Annotated in this window: 22 protein-coding genes and 1 other RNA gene; 15 read left to right on the forward strand and 8 right to left on the reverse strand. The window is 17.9% G+C overall.

The annotated features are described in order from the left end of the window. Positions 1-34: 34 nt before the first annotated feature. Entirely contained in the window at positions 35-343 is a 309-nt protein-coding gene (gene fliE, locus RJK19_RS00270; protein WP_343184082.1) for a flagellar hook-basal body complex protein FliE, read from the reverse strand. A 108-nt stretch (positions 344-451) separates the two neighbouring features. Here fliE and fliF point away from each other — a divergent pair, with 108 nt between their 5' ends. The 11 genes from fliF (at position 452) to RJK19_RS00325 (ending at position 10084) form a co-directional block, all read left to right on the forward strand. Next, the gene (fliF, locus tag RJK19_RS00275; RefSeq protein ID WP_343184083.1) at positions 452-2395 is read left to right on the forward strand and encodes a flagellar basal-body MS-ring/collar protein FliF; all 1944 of its coding nucleotides are present in this window, start codon (positions 452-454) and stop codon (positions 2393-2395) included. Next, positions 2392-2865 carry a hypothetical protein gene (locus RJK19_RS00280; protein WP_343184084.1) on the forward strand — a complete coding sequence of 158 codons (474 nt, stop codon included), beginning with the start codon at positions 2392-2394 and terminating at the stop codon, positions 2863-2865. Before fliF ends, RJK19_RS00280 begins: the two co-directional genes overlap by 4 nt. After that, positions 2843-3253: a hypothetical protein gene (locus RJK19_RS00285; protein ID WP_343184085.1), complete on the forward strand. Its 411-nt coding sequence runs from the start codon at positions 2843-2845 to the stop codon at positions 3251-3253. The genes RJK19_RS00280 and RJK19_RS00285 overlap by 23 nt, the downstream gene beginning before the upstream one ends. Beyond that, the gene (locus RJK19_RS00290; protein WP_343184086.1) at positions 3250-4248 is read left to right on the forward strand and encodes a FliG C-terminal domain-containing protein; all 999 of its coding nucleotides are present in this window, start codon (positions 3250-3252) and stop codon (positions 4246-4248) included. Before RJK19_RS00285 ends, RJK19_RS00290 begins: the two co-directional genes overlap by 4 nt. Next, a complete protein-coding gene (locus RJK19_RS00295) occupies positions 4241-4873 on the forward strand; it encodes a FliH/SctL family protein (RefSeq protein ID WP_343184087.1) in 633 nt (210 codons plus the stop codon). The genes RJK19_RS00290 and RJK19_RS00295 overlap by 8 nt, the downstream gene beginning before the upstream one ends. Then, complete coding sequence (locus RJK19_RS00300; protein ID WP_343184088.1) at positions 4873-6234, forward strand: FliI/YscN family ATPase; 1362 nt, start codon at positions 4873-4875, stop codon at positions 6232-6234. The genes RJK19_RS00295 and RJK19_RS00300 overlap by 1 nt, the downstream gene beginning before the upstream one ends. 16 nt (positions 6235-6250) lie before the next feature. Then, positions 6251-6712 carry a hypothetical protein gene (locus RJK19_RS00305; RefSeq protein ID WP_343184089.1) on the forward strand — a complete coding sequence of 154 codons (462 nt, stop codon included), beginning with the start codon at positions 6251-6253 and terminating at the stop codon, positions 6710-6712. Between the two features lie 48 nt (positions 6713-6760). After that, positions 6761-8143, forward strand: a complete 1383-nt coding sequence (fliN, locus tag RJK19_RS00310; RefSeq protein ID WP_343184090.1) for a flagellar motor switch protein FliN — start codon at positions 6761-6763, stop codon at positions 8141-8143. Positions 8144-8250: 107 nt separating this feature from the next. Beyond that, entirely contained in the window at positions 8251-8991 is a 741-nt protein-coding gene (gene fliP / locus RJK19_RS00315; protein ID WP_343184091.1) for a flagellar type III secretion system pore protein FliP, read from the forward strand. 35 nt (positions 8992-9026) lie between these two features. Beyond that, the gene (gene fliQ, locus RJK19_RS00320) at positions 9027-9299 is read left to right on the forward strand and encodes a flagellar biosynthesis protein FliQ (protein WP_343184092.1); all 273 of its coding nucleotides are present in this window, start codon (positions 9027-9029) and stop codon (positions 9297-9299) included. Next, a complete protein-coding gene (locus tag RJK19_RS00325; RefSeq protein ID WP_343184093.1) occupies positions 9296-10084 on the forward strand; it encodes a flagellar biosynthetic protein FliR in 789 nt (262 codons plus the stop codon). Before fliQ ends, RJK19_RS00325 begins: the two co-directional genes overlap by 4 nt. Before the next feature lie 109 nt (positions 10085-10193). On the opposite strand, the gene rpmG is transcribed toward RJK19_RS00325, so the two are convergent. From rpmG to rsmI, 5 genes are all read right to left on the reverse strand, one after another. Further along, positions 10194-10361, reverse strand: coding sequence for a 50S ribosomal protein L33 (rpmG, locus tag RJK19_RS00330; protein WP_343184094.1), 168 nt, complete (start codon positions 10359-10361; stop codon positions 10194-10196). Positions 10362-10385: 24 nt separating this feature from the next. After that, positions 10386-10604, reverse strand: coding sequence for a 50S ribosomal protein L28 (gene rpmB / locus RJK19_RS00335; RefSeq protein ID WP_343184095.1), 219 nt, complete (start codon positions 10602-10604; stop codon positions 10386-10388). Positions 10605-10655: 51 nt separating this feature from the next. Further along, a complete protein-coding gene (ppa, locus tag RJK19_RS00340; protein ID WP_343184096.1) occupies positions 10656-11189 on the reverse strand; it encodes an inorganic diphosphatase in 534 nt (177 codons plus the stop codon). Positions 11190-11384: 195 nt separating this feature from the next. Beyond that, positions 11385-11769, reverse strand: an RNA gene (gene rnpB / locus RJK19_RS00345) — RNase P RNA component class A. Between the two features lie 29 nt (positions 11770-11798). Then, positions 11799-12653, reverse strand: a complete 855-nt coding sequence (gene rsmI / locus RJK19_RS00350; protein ID WP_343184097.1) for a 16S rRNA (cytidine(1402)-2'-O)-methyltransferase — start codon at positions 12651-12653, stop codon at positions 11799-11801. 136 nt (positions 12654-12789) lie between these two features. On the opposite strand from rsmI, the gene RJK19_RS00355 reads away from it, so the two are divergent. The 4 genes from RJK19_RS00355 to dapE all read left to right on the forward strand — a co-directional run bounded on the left by RJK19_RS00355 (position 12790) and on the right by dapE (position 18314). Further along, positions 12790-14001, forward strand: a complete 1212-nt coding sequence (locus tag RJK19_RS00355; RefSeq protein ID WP_343184098.1) for a beta-ketoacyl synthase N-terminal-like domain-containing protein — start codon at positions 12790-12792, stop codon at positions 13999-14001. A gap of 100 nt (positions 14002-14101) precedes the next feature. Continuing rightward, a complete protein-coding gene (tal, locus tag RJK19_RS00360; protein ID WP_343184099.1) occupies positions 14102-15052 on the forward strand; it encodes a transaldolase in 951 nt (316 codons plus the stop codon). A gap of 60 nt (positions 15053-15112) precedes the next feature. Continuing rightward, entirely contained in the window at positions 15113-17122 is a 2010-nt protein-coding gene (tkt, locus tag RJK19_RS00365) for a transketolase (protein ID WP_343184100.1), read from the forward strand. A gap of 49 nt (positions 17123-17171) precedes the next feature. Beyond that, a complete protein-coding gene (gene dapE, locus RJK19_RS00370) occupies positions 17172-18314 on the forward strand; it encodes a succinyl-diaminopimelate desuccinylase (protein ID WP_343184101.1) in 1143 nt (380 codons plus the stop codon). Positions 18315-18387: 73 nt separating this feature from the next. Here the strand turns inward: dapE and dapA are convergent, their stop codons facing one another. Both dapA and aroC read right to left on the reverse strand, forming a co-directional pair. Further along, positions 18388-19317, reverse strand: a complete 930-nt coding sequence (dapA, locus tag RJK19_RS00375; RefSeq protein WP_343184102.1) for a 4-hydroxy-tetrahydrodipicolinate synthase — start codon at positions 19315-19317, stop codon at positions 18388-18390. A gap of 138 nt (positions 19318-19455) precedes the next feature. Next, a complete protein-coding gene (gene aroC / locus RJK19_RS00380; protein WP_343184103.1) occupies positions 19456-20517 on the reverse strand; it encodes a chorismate synthase in 1062 nt (353 codons plus the stop codon). Positions 20518-20677: the final 160 nt, after the last annotated feature.

Raw genomic sequence — 20677 nt, forward strand, 5'->3', positions numbered from 1 at the left:
TTTTCATGTAATATTATTTTTTATATTTTTATTTTTATATTTGCATATTCATAATTTCTTGATATGCAGACATTATTTTATTTTTTACTCTTAAAGCAATTTCTAGATATAATGAAGATTTTTCTAAATCTAACATTACATCACTAACAGATTTTTTTTGTGTTTTATTATTTTTAAATAATTTTTCTATTTTATAATTTTCTATTTCTTTAAATTTATTTATTTTTTCAATTTTAGAATTAAAAAATTTATAAAAATTATTTTTAGGTTTATTTTTTTTGATGTTTATTTTATTACTTAATTCATTAAATTTTGTTATAATATTATGCTTATTTATAATCATATTTTTTTAAATATTTAATTAAATTAAATTTAATTTTCATTATATTATATTTTATTTTAAAATATTTTAATAGATATATCTTATTTTTTATAACATGAGAAAATTTTTATGAATGAAAAATTATCGTTTGAAAAAAAAATAGAAAAAAATAATTTTTTTAAAATTTTTTTTAATATTATAAAAAAAAATATTATTGTGTTTTTAATTTTAGTATCATTATTTTTAACATCAGTATTTTCTATTTTTTTTTTATATAGATCAAATAATTATTGTACATTATATAATAATTTATCTAATGAAGATAAAAATTCGATTATTTTAGAATTGTCTAGTATGAATATTCCTTATAAAATTTATAGTTCTGACAATAAAATTAAAATACCTAGAAATTTAATTTATCAAGTTAGAATGAATTTATCTGAAAAGGGAATTCCTAAAGAAAATATAAATGGTTTTGAAATATTAGATAAAGAGAAATTTGGAGAAAGTCAATTTCATGAAAGAATAAATTATCAAAGAGCATTAGAAGGAGAATTATCAAAAACTATAATGAAAATAGATTCTATAAAAAATGCTTCTGTTCATTTAGTAATTAATTCTAAATCAATTTTTATAAATAATGATATAGATTCTTCTGCATCAATTTTGTTAACATTAAAGTTTGGAAAATATTTAGATTCAAATAAAATAGATGCAATTTTACATTTAGTATCTACAAGTGTATCTGGTTTAAAATATAAAAATATAACTATAGTAGATCAATATGGAAATTTTTTGAATAAATTATCAGATATAGATATATATGGAAATAGTAAATTAATTTATATAAATGATATAGAGCAAAAATATAAAAAAAAAATTGAAGAAATTTTAATTCCATTATTTGGTATAAATAATATACATGCTCAGGTAACAGCACAAGTAGATTTTGATAAAAAAGAAAAAGTAGAAGAGCATTATAAACCTAATTCAAATATTTTTGATAAATCTATTAGATCTAATCAAAGTGTTTATAGTAAAGAATTTCATAGTGAAAATAAAAATGTTAATATAAAAGAAAATTATTTAAAAAAAAAAGATGACAAAGATATAAAAAATAATTTAAATTCTAATATGTCTAAACAAGATATTAATTCTAAAAAAAATATAATTAATGATAAAGATAATAAAAATTTTTTGAACAATGGTGATTATGTTTCTAATTATGATAATACTACTAATTATGAATTAGATCATAACATTATAAATACTAAAATGAATGTAGGAAACTTAAAAAAAATTTCAGTAGGTATTGTAATAAATTATATAAAAGATTCTAACGGGAAATTTATACCATTAAATATAAATGATATTGAAAAAATAAAATGTTTAGTAAAAAATTCAATAGGATTTTCTGAAGAAAGAGGTGATACGGTAGATTTAGTAAATTCATTATTTTTTCACAATCCTGAAATAAAAAAAGAAAAAAATATACTTGTAGAAAAAAATTATTCAGACATTTTTTTTGACAATTTTTTATTTATTTTATTAACTATTATATTATTTATATTTTTTTATGAATTTTTATTAAAAAAAATATTTTTTTATATATTTCGAAGAAATAAAAACAATAATAAAAATATAAAAATAAATAATAAAGATGTAAATAATAAAGATGTAAATAATAAAGATGTAAATAATAAAGATGTAAATAATAAAGATGTAAATAATAAAGATGTAAATAATAAAGATGTAAATAATAAAGATGTAAATGATAAAGATGTAAATAATAAAGATGTAAATAATAAAGATGTAAATGATAAAGATGTAAATGATAAAGATGTAAATAATAAAGATGTAAATGATAAAGATGTAAATAATAAAGATGTAAATGATAAAGATGTAAATGATAAAAAATATATAAATAAAAAAATTGTTAAAGAAAAATCTAAAGAAAAAACATTTTCTAATGCATTAGTAGTTACTAAACAAAATAAAGAAAATAAAAATATTTTTGAAAGAAAATCTTTATTTATAGCAAAAATTATTCGAAATTGGATAAATAAAAAATGAATAATAGTATTGATGGTTATACAAAAAGTGCATGTTTATTATTTTTTTTAGGAATAAAAAAAAGTATAAAAATATTAAAGTATTTTAATGTAGATGAGAAAAGAAAAATAATATTAAAATTGTCGGATACTTCTATATTATCTAAAAAAAATATAGACATATCTATAAAATCTTATAAAGAATATTATAAAAATTTATTTTTTAATAAAAAAAAATATTTTAATAGTTATTTAAAATCTATAGTTAATAAATCTTTTAATAAAGAAGATAGTTTATTTTTAATTGATAGTATTAATAATAAATCAACTTTTTTGAAAAATGTAAAAAAAGCAAATTCAATTAATGCTAAAAATTGTTATCTAATTTTTAAAAAAGAACATCCTCAGATAATTTCTGTGTTTTTAAAATATTTAAATAAAAAAAAATCTTTTAAGATATTATCTTTTTTTGAAAAAAAGTGTAGTAAATAATAAAGATGTAAATAATAAAGATGTAAATAATAAAGATGTAAATAATAAAGATGTAAATAATAAAGATGTAAATAATAAAGATGTAAATGATAAAGATGTAAATAATAAAGATGTAAATAATAAAGATGTAAATGATAAAGATGTAAATGATAAAGATGTAAATAATAAAGATGTAAATGATAAAGATGTAAATAATAAAGATGTAAATGATAAAGATGTAAATGATAAAAAATATATAAATAAAAAAATTGTTAAAGAAAAATCTAAAGAAAAAACATTTTCTAATGCATTAGTAGTTACTAAACAAAATAAAGAAAATAAAAATATTTTTGAAAGAAAATCTTTATTTATAGCAAAAATTATTCGAAATTGGATAAATAAAAAATGAATAATAGTATTGATGGTTATACAAAAAGTGCATGTTTATTATTTTTTTTAGGAATAAAAAAAAGTATAAAAATATTAAAGTATTTTAATGTAGATGAGAAAAGAAAAATAATATTAAAATTGTCGGATACTTCTATATTATCTAAAAAAAATATAGACATATCTATAAAATCTTATAAAGAATATTATAAAAATTTATTTTTTAATAAAAAAAAATATTTTAATAGTTATTTAAAATCTATAGTTAATAAATCTTTTAATAAAGAAGATAGTTTATTTTTAATTGATAGTATTAATAATAAATCAACTTTTTTGAAAAATGTAAAAAAAGCAAATTCAATTAATGCTAAAAATTGTTATCTAATTTTTAAAAAAGAACATCCTCAGATAATTTCTGTGTTTTTAAAATATTTAAATAAAAAAAAATCTTTTAAGATATTATCTTTTTTTGAAAAAAAGTGTAGATATGAAATTATTAAAAGAATGTTTGAAACTAGCAAACTTAGTGAATTTTCTAAGAATGAATTTTTTAAAATAATTAATTTTTTATTTAAAAAAAAAAAAATATTAGAAAAAAATAATTTAGACAAAGCAATTAACATTTTTAATTTATTTTCTAAAAAAGAAAAAATTTTTATATTAAAAAATTGTTTTAAAAATAATTATAATGTTAGAAAAAAAATTATTTGTGAAATGTTTTCTTTTAAAGATATATTTAAAATGAGTGATTGTCATATATATATTTTATTAAAATATGTTAATAAAAAAATTTTATATATTTCTATAGAAAATTTAGAAGAAAAATTTAAAAATAAAATTTTAGCAAACATGTCTAAAAAACAATTATATTATTTTTTTAAAATGATAAAAAATAGTAATTTTAAAATTTCTTATGAAGAAATAAAAAGTAGTAGAAAAGATATTTTAAAAATTGTAAAAATTTTATTAGAAAAAAATATATTAATGTTAGAAGATATAGAGAAAATTTATGTATAAATCATTTTATATAAAAAAGTGGAAACCAAATTCTTTTTCTAAAAATGATAATAATATTTTAAAAAAAAATAATAGTAATTTTAATAATAAAAAAATTATAGAAAATAAAAAATTATTAGAAGAAGAAATTTATAATAAAGGATTTTTAGAAGGAAAAAAAATAGGACATAGAATAGAATTAAAAAAAAATAATTTTTATAGAAAAAAAAAAAAAATAGAAATAAAAAAAATAAAAAATTTATTTTTAAGTTTGCAAAAATCTATTAAGTCTATAGACTCTTATGTATCTATTAAAATCGTAAAGATATTTTTTAATATTATTAAAGATAATAATAAAATTTTTAATAACAATGGAACTAGAAAATTAATAAAAAATGTTAAAAAATATTTATGTAAAGAATGCATTTTTTTAAATAATTTAACTTTTAAAATAAATCCAAAAGATTCAAAAATATTTAAAAAAGAAATTGTAAACTTTTTAAATTTTAAAAATTGGGTTTTAGTAAAAGATAATAATATTTCTAAAGGAGAATGTGAAATTGTTTCTCCTGAAATTAATGTTAATTTTACTAATGTAGACAACTGGAATAGTTTATATAGAATTTTTTTGTTAGAGAAAAATTAATGAATCAAAATTTAAAAAATTGGTTAAAAAATATAAATTTATTATATAATAAAATGCATAAATTTCCAATAGCTACAAAATATGGATATGTAATAAGTTTTGTTGGTTTACTTATAGAAGTTTCTGGTATAAGTTTATCTGTTGGAGAAATTTGTATTATAGAAGTAATTTATAATAAAAAAAAATTTTTTGTTGAAGCTGAAGTAACTGGATTTAAAAATAGAAATATTTTTGTTATGTTGTTTGAAGATTCTAAAGGAATATCTCCAGGTTTAAGAGTTTTTCAAAAAATTGATAAAAATGGTAATAATATAGGAAAGATGCTTCCTGTAGGAAAAAAATTGTTAGGAAGAGTTGTGGATAGTTATGGAAATTCTATAGATAATTTAAAAAATTTAAATTGTAATAATTTTATATCTACTTCTTACAAAAAAATTAATCCTTTAAAAAAAAAACCTATAAATCAAATATTAGATACTGGAATAAGAGCAATAAATTCTTCTCTTACTATAGGTAGAGGTCAAAGAATAGGATTATTTGCTAGTTCTGGTGTTGGAAAAAGTGTTTTATTAAGTATGATATCAAAAAATTCTAAATCAGATGTGTTTGTGATAGGTTTAATAGGAGAAAGGAGCAGAGAAATATTAGAATTTGTAGAAAATATAAAAAGTGCAAATAATTTTTCAAAATCTGTAGTTATAGTTGCTCCCGCTAACAATTCTCCATTATTAAAAGTACAAGGAGCTTTATATGCAATAAGCGTAGCTGAATATTTTAGAAAAAAAGGTAATCATGTACTTTTTATATTAGATTCTTTAACACGATATGCTATGGCTGAAAGAGAAATATCTATTTCTATGGGAGAAATTCCTGTTATGAGAGGATATCCTACTTCAATTTTTTCTAAATTACCATTTTTTATAGAAAGATCAGGTAATAATGAAAATGATAATTGTTCTATAACTGGATTATATACTGTTCTAATAGAAAACAATAAAAATTTAGATCCTATTTCTGATTTAGCTAAATCTATTTTAGATGGACATATAATGCTTTCTAAAAGTTATTCTAATTCTGGTCATTATCCAGCTATTAATATGGAAACTTCTATAAGTAGAGTTATGTCAAATTTAGTAGGAAAAGATCATTATAATAAAGCTATTTATTTAAAAAAATTAATATCTATATATAGAAAAAATAAAGATTTAATAAGTTTAGGAGCTTATGTAAAAGGAAATGATAAAGTTTTGGATACTGCAATAAAATTATGGCCTAAAATAGAAAAATTTTTAAAACAAGATAAAGACATTATATGTAATTTTAATGAATCTTATAAAAAATTAAATGAATTAATAAAATAATATTTTGGAATTTTTTATGAATAATAGAGTTAAGTTAATTAAATTATTAATTTCTTTAGAAAAAATAAAAATGAAAAAAGTTTATAAAAATTTTTTAAATTTATTAAATTATAAAAAAAATAATGAATTAAATTTAAAATTATTAAAAAGATATAAAAAAATATATTTAAAAAAAAATAATGAAAAGATTTTTATAGGAATAAATTCTGTAGAAATAAAAAATTTTAATAATTTTTTAAATATTCTTAGCAATCAAATATTTCAAAAAGAAAAAAATATTTTTGAAATTAATATTAAAAAAAAAATGTTTTTAAAAAATATTTTAAAAAATAAAAGAAAAATAAATATATTAAAATTTTTTAAATTATATTTAATAAATAAAGAATATAATAAAGATATTTGTATAATTGATTTTAATAATGAAGAGTTAATGCAAACTTTTTTTTTAATAAATAAAAATCTAATATTTTATTATTAATTTTTTATTTTTATAGTTTTATAATTTTTTATTATATAAGGAAATTTTATGAATAAATATTTTGGTAATTTTATACATGTTAATAAAGTTTTAGAAAAGTTTGATAATTTTTCATGTAATAAAAAAAAAAATATAAAAAACTTTGTTAATAACGATTTTAATTTTTTTAATATTTTATATGCTAATTTAAATAATATATATTTAAAAGAAAAGTTTTTATTAGAAATTTTATTTAAAAATTTTTCTAAAATTTTAGAAAAAAAATTATCTAATATGTTACATTATAAAATTAAAATATATGTTGAAGATATAAAAATACAAACATATAAAAAGTATTTTAAAAATATTAGTTCTTTGATAAGTTTAAATTGTTTTAAAATATCTTCTATAAAAGATTTTGGTTTTTTTATATATTCTAACAATTTCGTATTATATATATTAGAACTTTTTTTTGGAGGTAAAACTAATTTTTTAAATAAAAAGATGTTTTATAATGTTTCTTATAGTCAAAATTTTATTAGTAATAATATAAAAAATATATTAATTAATAGTTTATCAAAAATTTTAAAAAAAAAATTAAATTTAGATATATTTTCATATAAATTTGAAAAAATTTTTTCTATACATAATGAAAATTTTTTTTCTTTAAAAAATTTTTCAGCAATAATATTTTTTAAAGTTTTTACTAAAAATAAAGATTATAATACTTTTAATATATGTTTGCCACTTAGTTTTATAAAATATATAAATAAAATTATTATTAAAAAATCTAACAAAATATGTGATAATAATAATTTAAAAAAAAATTTTTATATGTTGAATGATATAAAATTCATAATGTCTGTTTTTTTACAAAATTTTTTTATTAGTTTATCGAAATTATATAAATTAAAATATAATTATATTATTGAGATAAACAATCCAAATGATGTTTATGTTTTTGTAGGAAAAAAATTATTTTTCTTAGGAAAAAATATAGCTTTTAAAAATAATAATTCTATTGTAATAAAAAAAATGACATATTTAAAATATATAAATTCAGGTGATAAAATGAACAATGAACTAGAAAAATTTAAAAAATATTTTTCAGAAAATGAACAAAAATTATATAAAAAAGAAAATGATAATAAAGTATTTTCAGATAATTCTTATAAAGAAAATTTAGAAAAAGATATTTTTAATGAAAAAATAAATTGTATAGGAGATATAAAAATTAAAATTTCTGTTAGATTAGGAAGTACAAATATAAAAACAAAAAAATTATTATCTATAAGAAATGGATCAATAATACAATTGAATCAATTAGCAGGAGAACCTTTAGATATATTAGCAAATGGTTGTTTAATAGCAAAAGGTGAAATAGTAGTTATAAAAAATAAATATGGAATAAGAATTGTAAATATAATAAACAATATTAATAATTTAAAATAATTTTTTAATTATATTTTTATTTTTTATAATAATAATATTTTTTTTAATATTATAATTATTAAAATATATTAAAATTTTTTAAATAACTAAATATTTTGGAAATTATAATGAAATATAGTAAAATTTTATTATTTTTGTTTTCATTACTTTCTACTTCTGTATATACAATGAATTTAGATTCAATAAATAATTTATTTTTTAATAAAGGAAGTGATCTTTCTATTCCTTTAGATATTTTAATAATAATGAGTTCTTTAAGTTTTTTACCTGCTATAATTCTTTTAATGACTAGTTTTACTAGAATTATAATTGTTTTGAGTTTATTAAGAAATGCTTTAGGAATGACTTATTCTCCTCCAAATCAAATATTAATTGGATTGAGTTTATTTATTACTTTTTTTATAATGTCTCCTGTATTTAACTTAATTTATAAAGATTCTTATTTGCCATTTATTAATAAAAAAATTAGTTCTGAAATAGCTATAAATAGAGCTGTGTTTCCATTTAAAAAATTTATGTTGAGTCAAATTAAAGAATCAGATATATCTTTTTTTTTAAAATTATCTAGAGAAAAAATAGTTAAATTTGATAATAAATATGACATACCTATGTATGTAGTAATACCTGCTTTTGTTTCTAATGAATTAAAAATAGCTTTTCAAATAGGTTTTATAATATTTATACCATTTATAGTAATAGATTTAATTATATCTAGTGTTTTAATGGCATTAGGTATGATGATGGTTCCACCGTCTAGCATATCTTTACCATTTAAATTAATACTTTTTGTATTGTCAGATGGATGGAATTTATTAATTAGTTCTTTAGTAAAAAGTTTTTATTTTTAAATTTTATTTAAATTTTAAAATATTAGGTAAAAAATATGACTTTAGAAACTGTAGATAGTTTATTAGGTGAATCAATAAAAATGATTTTAATATTATCTATGCCATTATTAATTGTTGTATTGTTAATAGGTTTAATAATTAGTATATTACAATCTGCTACTCAAATTAATGAACAAACTTTGTCTTTTGTACCAAAAATATTTTCTATATTAAGTATATTAGTATTATTAGGTCCTTGGATGTTAAATACTATAATAAATTACATTAAAGATTTATTTAAAATTTTACCTATTATTATAAATGCATGATAAATTTTAATTTTTATGAAATTTTTAATATTTTTAATAAATTAATTTTTCCATTTTGTAGAATATTACCAATATTAATTATGGTGCCTATTTTTGGAGAAAAATTTTTAAATAAAAGAATAAAAATATTATTTTCAATATTTTTAAGTTTTTTATATATAAATTTTTATAAAATAGAAAATGATATAAATTTATTTACTAATTATGGATTTTTAATTTTATTAAAACAAATATTTGTAGGATTTTTTTTTGGATTTATAATACAATCAGTTTTTTCTATATCTATTGTAATTGGTGAAATACTTAGTTCTCAAATAGGTCTTTCATTTTCTACTATTTTTGATATTTCACAAAAATGGAATTCTTCAATATTTTCTTATTTTATAAAAATATTTCTTTTAATGACTTTTTTATCTATTAATGGTCATTATTGGATAATTTATACTATATTTAATAGTTTTTTATTAATTCCAATTGAAAATTTAAATTTTTCTAAAAATATTTTTTTTTTAATATTTTCTTTTTTTTCTGATTTTTTTTATAATGGAATTTTAATTATTTTACCAATAATAATACTTATTTTGTCATTAAATATTATGATGGCTATATTAAATAGAACAATACCTCAACTTTCTGTTTTTTCAATTTTTTTACCTGTTCTTTTATTAGTAAGTTTATTAATTTTTTATTTTTATATATCAATTAATATAAACAATTTTGTACTTTTTTTAAGAAGTTCATTTGAAAAAATAAATAATTTAAAACAAAATTTAATTTTTTATTAAATTTATTTTTGCATATTTTAAAATAATATATTTTTAAAATTAAACGAATTGATTTATTTTATGTTTTTTATATTTTCAATTCGTTTAATAAATTTATTTTTAAAAAATTTTATTTTATGTTACATTCTTTATACCATACATGTTTTTTTAGTATTGGATCATATTTTTTTAATTTTAATTTTTCAGGATTATTTATTTTATTTTTACTAGTAGTATAAAAGTGTCCATTTTTTGAAGTTGATAACAATTTTATTTTTTTTCTAGATTTTTTAGCCATATTTTCCTCAAAAAAATATATTTTTTAAAAGTAATTTTTAAATATTTTTTCTATTCCTTTTTTATTTATTAGTCTTATTCCTTTAGTACTTATTTTTATTTTTATAAATTTATTTATACTTGGTACCCAAAATTTATGATTATGTATATTTGGTTTAAATTTTCTTCTATTTGAGTTCATAGCATGAGATCTTTTGTTACCAAATATAGTTTTTTTTTTTGTAATTTTACATATTTTTGACATTTTTCATCCTAATTTTTTTTATTTTTAAATATTTTATAATATAATATTTTATTATTTTGAATTTTTATAATTTTTGATAGACTTTAATATTTCTTCTTTAGCTTCTTTTTTATTACCCCAGCCAATTATTTTTATCCATTTATTTTTTTCTAGTTTTTTATAGTTATAAAAAAAATTTTGTATTTTTTTTTTAATATTACTTTTTAAATCATTTATATCTAATATATTTTTATATTCTTCAGTAATTTTTTTATTTGGTATACTTATTATTTTATTATCTTTTCCTGATTCATCTATCATTTTTAGCATTCCTATTGGAATACATCTTATTACAGATTTAGATATTATAGGATAAGGAGTTATAACTAAAGTATCTAAACAATCTCCATCTTCTGATAAAGTATTATTTATATATCCATAGTTATATGGATAAAACATAGCTACAGGAATAAATCTATCTACAAATATATTTCCACAATTTTTATTTATTTCATATTTTACTGGACTAGAATTAGATGATATTTCTATTATAGCAAAAATGTCATGTGGAGGATTTTTTCCTGATGATATTTTTTTTATGTTCATATTTTTAAAAAATTATATAATATTTTATATTTATAAAAAATATAATATTAATTATATAATATATTATATATCATTTTCTTTTTATAAAAAAATATTTTTGAATAATAAAAAAATAATATTTTGTAATATATTATTAAATATTTTTTTATAAAAATTATAAAAATTTATAAAATAAAAATAATTTTATTAATTTTTTGTTGAAGTTAGACTATAAGCCGGATTCTGTATTAAACAGTCATTCATCTAGATTAATAATTACTTATTAATTCATGCAACCTACCCAGACTTATTATTTTAACGGGTTATTTTTAGTCTTGTTTGGTCTTGCTCTAAGCGGAGTTTACATTGCCATAATTTGTTACCAATTTATGCGGTGTGCTCTTACCACACCTTTTCACCCTTTCCAAAAATTTTATTTTTTGGAGGTTTTTTTTCTGTTGCACTATTCATAAGTTTTCACTTTCCAGGAGTTACCTGGCGCTTTAACCCGTGTAGAGTCCGGACTTTCCTCTTTTCATATAAAAATATAATAAAATTTTTATAATATTTTTATTAAAAAAGCGACTGTATGTCTAACTTCAACTATATAAATATATTATATATATTTGTTTATGTCATTTTTTTTTTTAAAATATATTTATATAAAAAATTTTTTTTTAAATTATGTATTTTAGAAGTTATTTTTATAGATAAGTTTGTACTTAGTTTTTTTTTTAAAATTTTAAATGTTTTTAATATTTTTTCTTTTATTTTTTTTTTTTTATTATTTTGACCTTTTATTATTAAAACAATTTCTCCTTTTTGTCTTTTTTTATCAAATTCTAACCATTTTATTAATTTTTCTAATTTTGTTTTTTTTATAGTTTCCCAAAATTTTGTTATTTCTTTTGAAAATGTAATAGTTCTATTTTTACCAAAAAATTTTTTCATAATTTTTAAAGATTTTATTATTCTTTTAGAAGTTTCAAATAAAATTATAGTTCTTTTTTCTATAGACAATTTTTTACACATTTTTTTTATTTGTTTTTTTTTTTTTGGTATAAAACCTTCATAACAAAAACTTTTAGAATCTATGCCAGAACTAACAATTGCGGATATAGCAGAACATGCTCCTGGTATAGGAGTTATTTTTATATCTTTTTTATGACACATTTTTACTATTATATTTCCTGGATCATTTATCAATGGAGTTCCAGCATTTGAAACTATTGCAATATCTTTTTTTTTTAATAATTCTGAAAATATTTTTTTACTTTTTTTATTTTCATTGTTTTTATTTAAAGAAATTATATTAGATTTTATTTTATAAACATTTAATAATTTTCTTGTATGTTTTATGTTTTCTGCTGCTATTATATTTACATTTTTTAATATTTCTATAGATCTATATGTAATATCTTTTATATTTCCTATTGGCGTAGATACTATATATAAATTTCCAAAATTTTTATATTTTTTATTCATAAATTTTTATATTTTATGATTTTTAATATTATAACAAAATTTTTTTTTAAATAATAAAATAAAATTATATTTTTAGTTTTTAATTTTTATTTTTTTTGTTTTATTATAAAAATAATATTTATTTTGGATGTTTTTTATGAAAAGAGTAGTAATAACTGGAATAGGAATAATTTCTAGTATTGGTAACAATAAAAAAGAAGTTTTACAATCTTTAAAATTAGGTAAATCTGGAATTTCTTTTTCTAAAGAAATGTTTAATTTAGGTATGAAAAGTAATGTAATAGGAAATATAAATATAAAAAAATTTGGGAAAATTGATAATAAAATATTTAGGTTTATGAATATGTCTTCTGTATATTCTTATTTTTCTTTTTTAGAAGCAGTAAAAGATTCTAAATTAAATTTAAATATATATCAAAAAAATTATAGAGTAGGTTTAATTTCTGGATCAGGAAATGTGTCTTATGAATTTAATGATTTTTCAAAAAGAATGTTAAAAAAATATAATAAAATAGATCCATATTTTTCAATAAAAAATTTTCCATCAAATATTTCTGCTTGTTTATCTACATTTTTTAAAATATATGGAATTACTTATTCTATAAGTTCAGCTTGTACAACATCTTCACATTGTATTTGTAATGCTTTTGATTTAATAAAATATGGAAAACAAGATATTATATTTGCTGGTGGTGCAGAAGAAATAAATTTTAAATTAGCAAATAGTTTTGATGTTATGAAAGTTCTTTCTAGAAAAAGAAATGATTTTCCAAAAAAATCTTCTAGAGCATTCGATGAAGACAGAGATGGTTTTGTAATTTCTGGTGGTTCTGGTTTTTTAGTTTTAGAAGAATTAAATTTTGCTATTTCTAGAAATGCTAATATATATGCAGAAATTATTAATTATTCATGTCTTTCAAATGGTAAAAGTATGATTTTACCTTCAAAAGATAGATCAGCAAAATGTATGGAAAAAGCTATAAATGGTACAAAAATAGATTATATAAATGCACATGCAACTTCTACTAAAATAGGAGATCATATAGAATATAATGCAATTTTAAAAGTTTTTAAAAAATATAATTATATTCCTATAATTTCTTCTACTAAATCTATGACAGGTCATTCTTTAGGAGCATCTGGTGTTCATGAAATTATTTATACTATATTGATGATGAAAAACAATTTTATAGCTCCTTCTATTAATATAAAAAAATTAGATACTAGATTTAAAATAAATAATATTGCTTATAAAAAAATTAATAGAAAAATTTATACAGCTATGTCTAATAATTTTGGTTTTGGTGGAACTAATGTAAGTATAATAATAAAGAATTTTATTTTATAAATTATTATATTAAAATAAAACAATTATATTTTTTGTTTATATATATATATAATATATATAAATTTTATTTTTAGTTACAAAATATTTTTGGAGAAAAATTTTGAATCAATTAGATCAATTAAAAAAATATAGTACTGTTGTAGCAGATACAGGAAATGTAGAACTAATTAAAAAGTTTTCTACACAAGATGCTACAACTAATCCTTCTTTAATATTAAATGCAATTAAATTACCTAAATATAAAAATTTATTATTAAAATCTATAGAATATGCAAAAAAAAAAAATATTAATTTAAAAGAAACAGTTTCTTTAGCTAGTAATAAAATATCTGTAGATATTGGTACAAAAATTTTAAATTTTATACCAGGAAGAGTTTCAACTGAAGTAGATTCTAGATTATCATTTAATAAAAATTTATGTATTTTCCATGCTAAAGAAATAATAAGAATGTATGAAGAAAATGGAATAAAAAGAAATAGAATTTTAATAAAATTAGCTTCTACTTGGGAATCTATTCAAGCAGCTAAAGAATTAGAAAAAGAAAATATAAATTGTAATTTAACTTTGTTGTTTTCTTTTGCTCAAGCAAAAGCTTGTGCTCAATCTGGTGTATTTTTAATATCTCCATTTGTTGGTAGAATATATGATTGGCATATAAATAAATATAATTTAGATAGTATTAATATTGAAAATGATCCAGGTGTTAAATCTGTAAAAAAAATATTTAATTTTTATAAAAAATATTCTTATAAGACTATTATAATGGCTGCTAGTTTTAGAAATATAAATCAAATATTAGAATTGTCTGGTTGTGATTATTTAACTATATCTCCTACATTATTATCTGAATTAAAATCTAACTTTAATAAAATAGATAAAAAACTTAACTTTACTATAAAAAATAAAACTTATAAAAATAAAATTACTGAAGAAGAATTTAGATTTGAACATAATGAAGATATTATGGCTACAGAAAAATTATCTGAAGGAATAAGGCAATTTGGATATGATCAAAAAAAAATAGAAGATATCATTATTAAAAATATTTAATTTTATATAATATTTATATAATATATATTTTAAATTTTAAAAAATTTTGGAGTTTTTAATATGCATAAAAACAATTTATCAAATGCGATAAGAGCGTTAAGTATAGATGCTATTCAAAAATCTAATTCAGGTCATCCTGGCATGCCTTTAGGAATGGCTGATATATCAGAAGTTTTATGGAGAAAATTTTTAAAACATAATCCAAAAAATCCAAATTGGCATAATAGAGATAGATTTATTATGTCAAATGGTCATGGTTCTATGTTATTATATAGTTTATTGCACCTTACTGGATATGACTTATCTATAGAAGATATAAAAAAATTTAGACAATTTGGTTCTAAAACTCCAGGTCATCCAGAAAAATATATTACTGAAGGAGTAGAAATTACTACTGGTCCTTTAGGTCAAGGTTTATCTAATGCTGTAGGTATGGCAATTTCAGAAAGTATTTTAAGAAATACTTTTAATAAAAAAGATTTTAAAATAATAGATCATTATACATGGGTTTTTGTAGGAGATGGTTGCTTAATGGAAGGAATTTCTCATGAATCTTGTTCTTTAGCTGGTCATTTAAAATTAAATAAATTAATAGTTTTTTATGACAAAAATAATATTTCTATAGATGGAAATATAAATGGATGGTTTACAGAAAATATAAAAAAGAGATTTGAATCATATAATTGGAATGTGATAGATAATGTTAATGGTCATTGTAGAAATGATATAATAAAATCTATTAAAAAAGCTAAAAATAGTAAAGATAAACCAGTATTAATAGTATGTAATACTAAAATTGGATTTGGTTCTCCTAATAAAGAAAATTCTAGTGAATCTCATGGATCTCCTTTAGGAGAAGAAGAAGTAATTTTAACTAAAAAAAATCTTAATTGGAAATATGATCCATTTTTTATTCCTAATGATATATATAATAAATGGAATTGTATAAAAAAAGGTAAATTTTTAGAAAAAGAATGGAAAAACAATTTATTAAAATATAAAAAAAAATATCCTAATTTATATTTTGAATATATAAGAAGAATTAATAAACTTCTTCCTGAAAATTTTAAAAAAAATATTTCTGAACATTTTAAAAAAGTTTCTAAAAATGTTTTAAATATATCTACTAGACAAGCTTCTAGAAATACTATTGAAATTTTAGGAAAAAATTTAACAGAATTATTAGGTGGTTCTGCAGATTTGTCAGCTAGTAATTTAACTAAATGGTCAGAAGCTAGATCAATATTTAAAAATAAAAATGGTAATTATATAGATTATGGTGTTAGAGAATTTGGAATGACTGCTATAGCTAATGGAATTTTTCATCATGGTGGTTTTATACCTTATACTTCTACTTTTTTAATGTTTATGGAATATGCTAAAAATGCTATAAGAATGTCTTCTTTAATGAACACACAACAGATTTTTATATATACTCATGATTCAGTATGGTTAGGGGAAGATGGTCCTACTCATCAACCTATAGAACAATTATCTAGTTTAAGAATAATACCAAATTTAAATGTTTGGAGACCATGTGATGAACTAGAAACTATAGCAGCATGGAAATCCGCAATAGAAAGAAAGAATGGTCCATCAGCATTAATATTATCTAGACAAAATTTAAATTATATAAATGAAAAAAATAAAAAAGTAATTAGTAATATTTTAAAAGGAGGATATATAATTAAAGATTTTTCTAAAAATCCAAATTTTTTAATAATTTCCTGTGGATCTGAATTAAGTTTATCATACAAAGTATGTAAAATTTTAAATAAAGATAAAAATTATAGAATTAGATTGATTTCTATGCCTTCTACTAACGTATTTGATTCTCAAGAAAAAAAATATAAAGAAAAAATATTACCGTTACATATAAAAAATAGAATTTCTATAGAAGCTGGAATATCTGATTTTTGGTATAAATATATAGGTAATGAAAATTTATCTATTGGAATAAATAATTATTCACATTCAGCTCCCGAAAATATTTTATTGAAAAAGTTAAAATTCAAAAAAAAATATATAGTAAAAAAAATAAAAAACTTTTTTAATAATAGATTATTGTAATTTTTATATTTATTTTTTTTAATTTTTTATATTTTTACTAGGAAAATTTATGTGTAGTTCTATTATAAAATTATTTAATAAATTAATTTCTATACCATCTATTAGTCCAAATGATATGGGATGTCAAAAAATTATATCAAAAGAATTATTAAACATGGGTTTTTCTATAAAAAATTTTGATATAAAAGATACTAAAAATATTTGGGCTGAAATAGGAAATAAAAAAAATGGAAAAACATTAAATTTTTTAGGACATACTGATGTAGTTCCTTCTGGTAATTTATCTAATTGGAAATTTGATCCATTTGTTCCTACTATATATGAAGGAAAATTATATGGAAGAGGATCTTCAGATATGAAAGGATCTATATCTTCTTTTATAATAGCTATTAAAAGATTTTTACATAATTTTAAAAACAATATGAAAGGAAGAATAACAATATTATTAACTTCTGATGAAGAAGGAAATGCTAAAAATGGAATTAAAAAAGTAGTAAAAAAATTAATAAAAAATAAAGAAAAAATAGATTATTGTATAATAGGAGAACCTACTTCTGAAAAATTTTTAGGAGATACCATAAAAAATGGAAGAAGAGGTTCTTTGCATTTAAAATTGTTTTTAAAAGGAAAAGGAGGTCATATTGCCTATAAAGATTATTCTGAAAATTTAATTCATAAAGCATCTTTTTTTATTAATGATTTAATTAAATTAGATTGGCATGATAAATTTAATAATAAAGATGAAAATACTAATGTTCAAGTTTCTAAAATTTTTTCTGAAGATACAGTAGAAAATATGATTTCTGAAAATTTATTTATTAGGATAAATTTTAGATTTAGTTATAAAATTAGTGTTAATTATATAAAATCATATGTTAAAAAATTATTGAATTATTATAAAATAAAATATAATATGAAGTGGAAACTTTCAGCGAAACCTTTTGTGAATAAAAATAGTAGACTTTTAAATTCTGTTGTAGAAACTATTGTATTTTTTAATAAAAAAAAACCAAATGTATCTATGTCTGGTGGTACATCTGATGGAAGATTTATTAAAAAAATGAAACCTGAAATAATAGAATTAGGATTACTAAATAATACTATTCATAAACCAAATGAATTTGTAAAAATTTCTGATTTAAAAAAATTAAGCAAAATTTATGAAAAAATTATTGAAAAATTATTATTATAATTTTAAAATTTAATAATTTTTATTAATATTTTATAATACACGGAGTATCATTAGACACTCTGTGTATTTTTTTTTAATAAAAATTTTTATTTAAATAATTTTTATTTTTTTTGTTAAATATAATTTTTCTAAAAATATTTTTTTTTAAAAAAAAATTTAAAATACTATTATTTTTTTTAGATAATTTTGTTAAAGGTAATCTAACTGTATCAGTTTTTATTAGTCCTATTTTTTTAGATATCCATTTTATAGGTATAGGATTTGTTTCTATGAACATTAATTTATTTAGTTCATTTATTTCATTATTTATTTTTCTAGCTTTATAAAATTTTTTTTTAATTGCAAAATTGCACATTTTAAATATTTTATTTGGAATTATATTTGCTGTTACTGATATTACAGCATTTCCTCCTAATTGCATAAAATCTAATGCAGTAGTGTCATCTCCACTAATTAATAAAAATTTTTTATTTACAAAAGATTTTATATTATTTACTCTAGATAGATCTCCACTAGCTTCTTTTATACCTATTATATTTTTTATTTTAGAAAGTTTTATAACAGTTTTAGGTAATAAATCTGATCCTGTTCTTTTAGGTATATTATATAATATTTGTGGTAGATCTGTATTATTAGATATTTTTTTAAAATGTTCAAATATACCTTTTTGTGTAGGTTTGTTATAGTATGGCACAACATTAAGGCATGCAGATATTCCTGAGTTTTCTAATTTTTTTGTTAATTCTATTGATTCATAAGTAGAATTTGATCCTGTTCCTGCTATTATTGGTATTTTTTTTTTAGAATATTTTACTGTTTTTATAATTACTTTATAATGTTCTTTTTGAGTTAAAGTAGCAGATTCTCCTGTTGTTCCTACAGATACAATAGCATTTGTATTACTTTTAATATGATATTTTACTAATTTTTTTAAACTTTTATAACAAACTTCTCCATTAATTTTCATAGGAGTTATTAAAGCAACAATACTTCCTTTAAACATATAAATTATCTCTTAAAATAAAGTGTATTTTATAAAAATTTTTAAAAATAAAAAATTTTAAAAAGTATATAATAATTTTTATTTTTAATTATTAAAAAATATATTTATTCGTTTTAAACAAAAATTATAAAATATATTTTATTTTTTACATTGAGCATTATTTCTTAAAATATGATCCATTAATACAATAGCAATCATTGCTTCTGCTATAGGTACAGCTCTTATTCCAACACATGGATCATGTCTTCCTCTTACTACTATACTAGTATTTTCATTTTTTTTGTTTATTGTATTGCATTTTATTTTTATACTAGAAGTTGGTTTTAATGATATTGTTGCTATTATATCTTGTCCATTACTTATTCCACCTAAAATTCCTCCTGAATGATTTGATTTAAATCCATATGAATATATTTCATCTCTATTTTCTGTTCCTTTTTGTGTAGATACATTTGTTCCATCTCCTATTTCTACAGATTTTACTGCATTTATACCCATTAAAGCATAAGATATTTCTGCATCTAATTTGTCAAAAACTGGTTCTCCTAATCCAGGTGGTACATTTTTAGATACTATTGTTATTTTTGCTCCTATTGAATTATTTTCTTTTTTTATTTTTTTAATTAGATTTTTTATTTTTTTTATTTTTTTTTTATCTCCACAAAAAAAATTATTGTTTTTTACTATTTTCCAATCTTTTATTTCACATAATATAGGTCCTATTTGTTTAAGATATCCTCTTATTTTTATATTATATTTTTCAAATAAATATTTTTTTGCGAATGCTCCAGCTGCTACTCTCATACATGTTTCTCTTGCTGATGATCTTCCTCCTCCTCTATGATCTCTGATTCCATATTTTTTTTGATATGTATAATCTGCATGTCCCGGTCTAAATACATTTTTTATAGAATTATAATCTTTTTCTCTTTGATCTTTATTTTTTATTATTAAACCTATACTGGTTCCTGTAGTTTTTCCATTAAAAATTCCTGAAAGTATTTTAACTTTATCTTTTTCTCTTCTTTGAGTAGTATACTTTGAACTTCCTGGTTTTCTTTTATCTAATTCTTTTTGTATATATTTTTCTGAAATTTTTAATCCAGGAGGCATTCCATCTATTATGCATCCTAATGAGTGACCATGAGATTCTCCATATGTTGTTACACAAAACATTTTTCCTATTGTGTTTCCAGACATTTTAATTCCTATTTTTAATAAAAAATTTAATTATTTTGTTTTAAATATTATATACATAATTTTTATTTTTTAAGTAATTTTTTTATTTTTTTAAAAAATATATGTTTTTATATAAAAAAAATTTTATAATTATTAATATTGTTAATAATTTATTATTTTT

Origin of the sequence: Buchnera aphidicola (Ceratovacuna keduensis), from assembly GCF_039372665.1 — a bacterium.
Taxonomy (GTDB): Bacteria; Pseudomonadota; Gammaproteobacteria; order Enterobacterales; family Enterobacteriaceae; genus Buchnera_G; species Buchnera_G aphidicola_D.

What these genes read in the sequence shown, in the direction of transcription:
- fliE (WP_343184082.1), bottom strand. Translation starts at nt 343, where the DNA reads ATGATTATAAATAAGCATAATATTATAACAAAATTTAATGAATTAAGT.
- fliF (WP_343184083.1), top strand. Translation starts at nt 452, where the DNA reads ATGAATGAAAAATTATCGTTTGAAAAAAAAATAGAAAAAAATAATTTT.
- RJK19_RS00280 (WP_343184084.1), top strand. Translation starts at nt 2,392, where the DNA reads ATGAATAATAGTATTGATGGTTATACAAAAAGTGCATGTTTATTATTT.
- RJK19_RS00290 (WP_343184086.1), top strand. Translation starts at nt 3,250, where the DNA reads ATGAATAATAGTATTGATGGTTATACAAAAAGTGCATGTTTATTATTT.
- RJK19_RS00295 (WP_343184087.1), top strand. Translation starts at nt 4,241, where the DNA reads ATGTATAAATCATTTTATATAAAAAAGTGGAAACCAAATTCTTTTTCT.
- RJK19_RS00300 (WP_343184088.1), top strand. Translation starts at nt 4,873, where the DNA reads ATGAATCAAAATTTAAAAAATTGGTTAAAAAATATAAATTTATTATAT.
- RJK19_RS00305 (WP_343184089.1), top strand. Translation starts at nt 6,251, where the DNA reads ATGAATAATAGAGTTAAGTTAATTAAATTATTAATTTCTTTAGAAAAA.
- fliN (WP_343184090.1), top strand. Translation starts at nt 6,761, where the DNA reads ATGAATAAATATTTTGGTAATTTTATACATGTTAATAAAGTTTTAGAA.
- fliP (WP_343184091.1), top strand. Translation starts at nt 8,251, where the DNA reads ATGAAATATAGTAAAATTTTATTATTTTTGTTTTCATTACTTTCTACT.
- fliQ (WP_343184092.1), top strand. Translation starts at nt 9,027, where the DNA reads ATGACTTTAGAAACTGTAGATAGTTTATTAGGTGAATCAATAAAAATG.
- RJK19_RS00325 (WP_343184093.1), top strand. Translation starts at nt 9,296, where the DNA reads ATGATAAATTTTAATTTTTATGAAATTTTTAATATTTTTAATAAATTA.
- rpmG (WP_343184094.1), bottom strand. Translation starts at nt 10,361, where the DNA reads ATGGCTAAAAAATCTAGAAAAAAAATAAAATTGTTATCAACTTCAAAA.
- rpmB (WP_343184095.1), bottom strand. Translation starts at nt 10,604, where the DNA reads ATGTCAAAAATATGTAAAATTACAAAAAAAAAAACTATATTTGGTAAC.
- ppa (WP_343184096.1), bottom strand. Translation starts at nt 11,189, where the DNA reads ATGAACATAAAAAAAATATCATCAGGAAAAAATCCTCCACATGACATT.
- rsmI (WP_343184097.1), bottom strand. Translation starts at nt 12,653, where the DNA reads ATGAATAAAAAATATAAAAATTTTGGAAATTTATATATAGTATCTACG.
- RJK19_RS00355 (WP_343184098.1), top strand. Translation starts at nt 12,790, where the DNA reads ATGAAAAGAGTAGTAATAACTGGAATAGGAATAATTTCTAGTATTGGT.
- tkt (WP_343184100.1), top strand. Translation starts at nt 15,113, where the DNA reads ATGCATAAAAACAATTTATCAAATGCGATAAGAGCGTTAAGTATAGAT.
- dapE (WP_343184101.1), top strand. Translation starts at nt 17,172, where the DNA reads ATGTGTAGTTCTATTATAAAATTATTTAATAAATTAATTTCTATACCA.
- dapA (WP_343184102.1), bottom strand. Translation starts at nt 19,317, where the DNA reads ATGTTTAAAGGAAGTATTGTTGCTTTAATAACTCCTATGAAAATTAAT.
- aroC (WP_343184103.1), bottom strand. Translation starts at nt 20,517, where the DNA reads ATGTCTGGAAACACAATAGGAAAAATGTTTTGTGTAACAACATATGGA.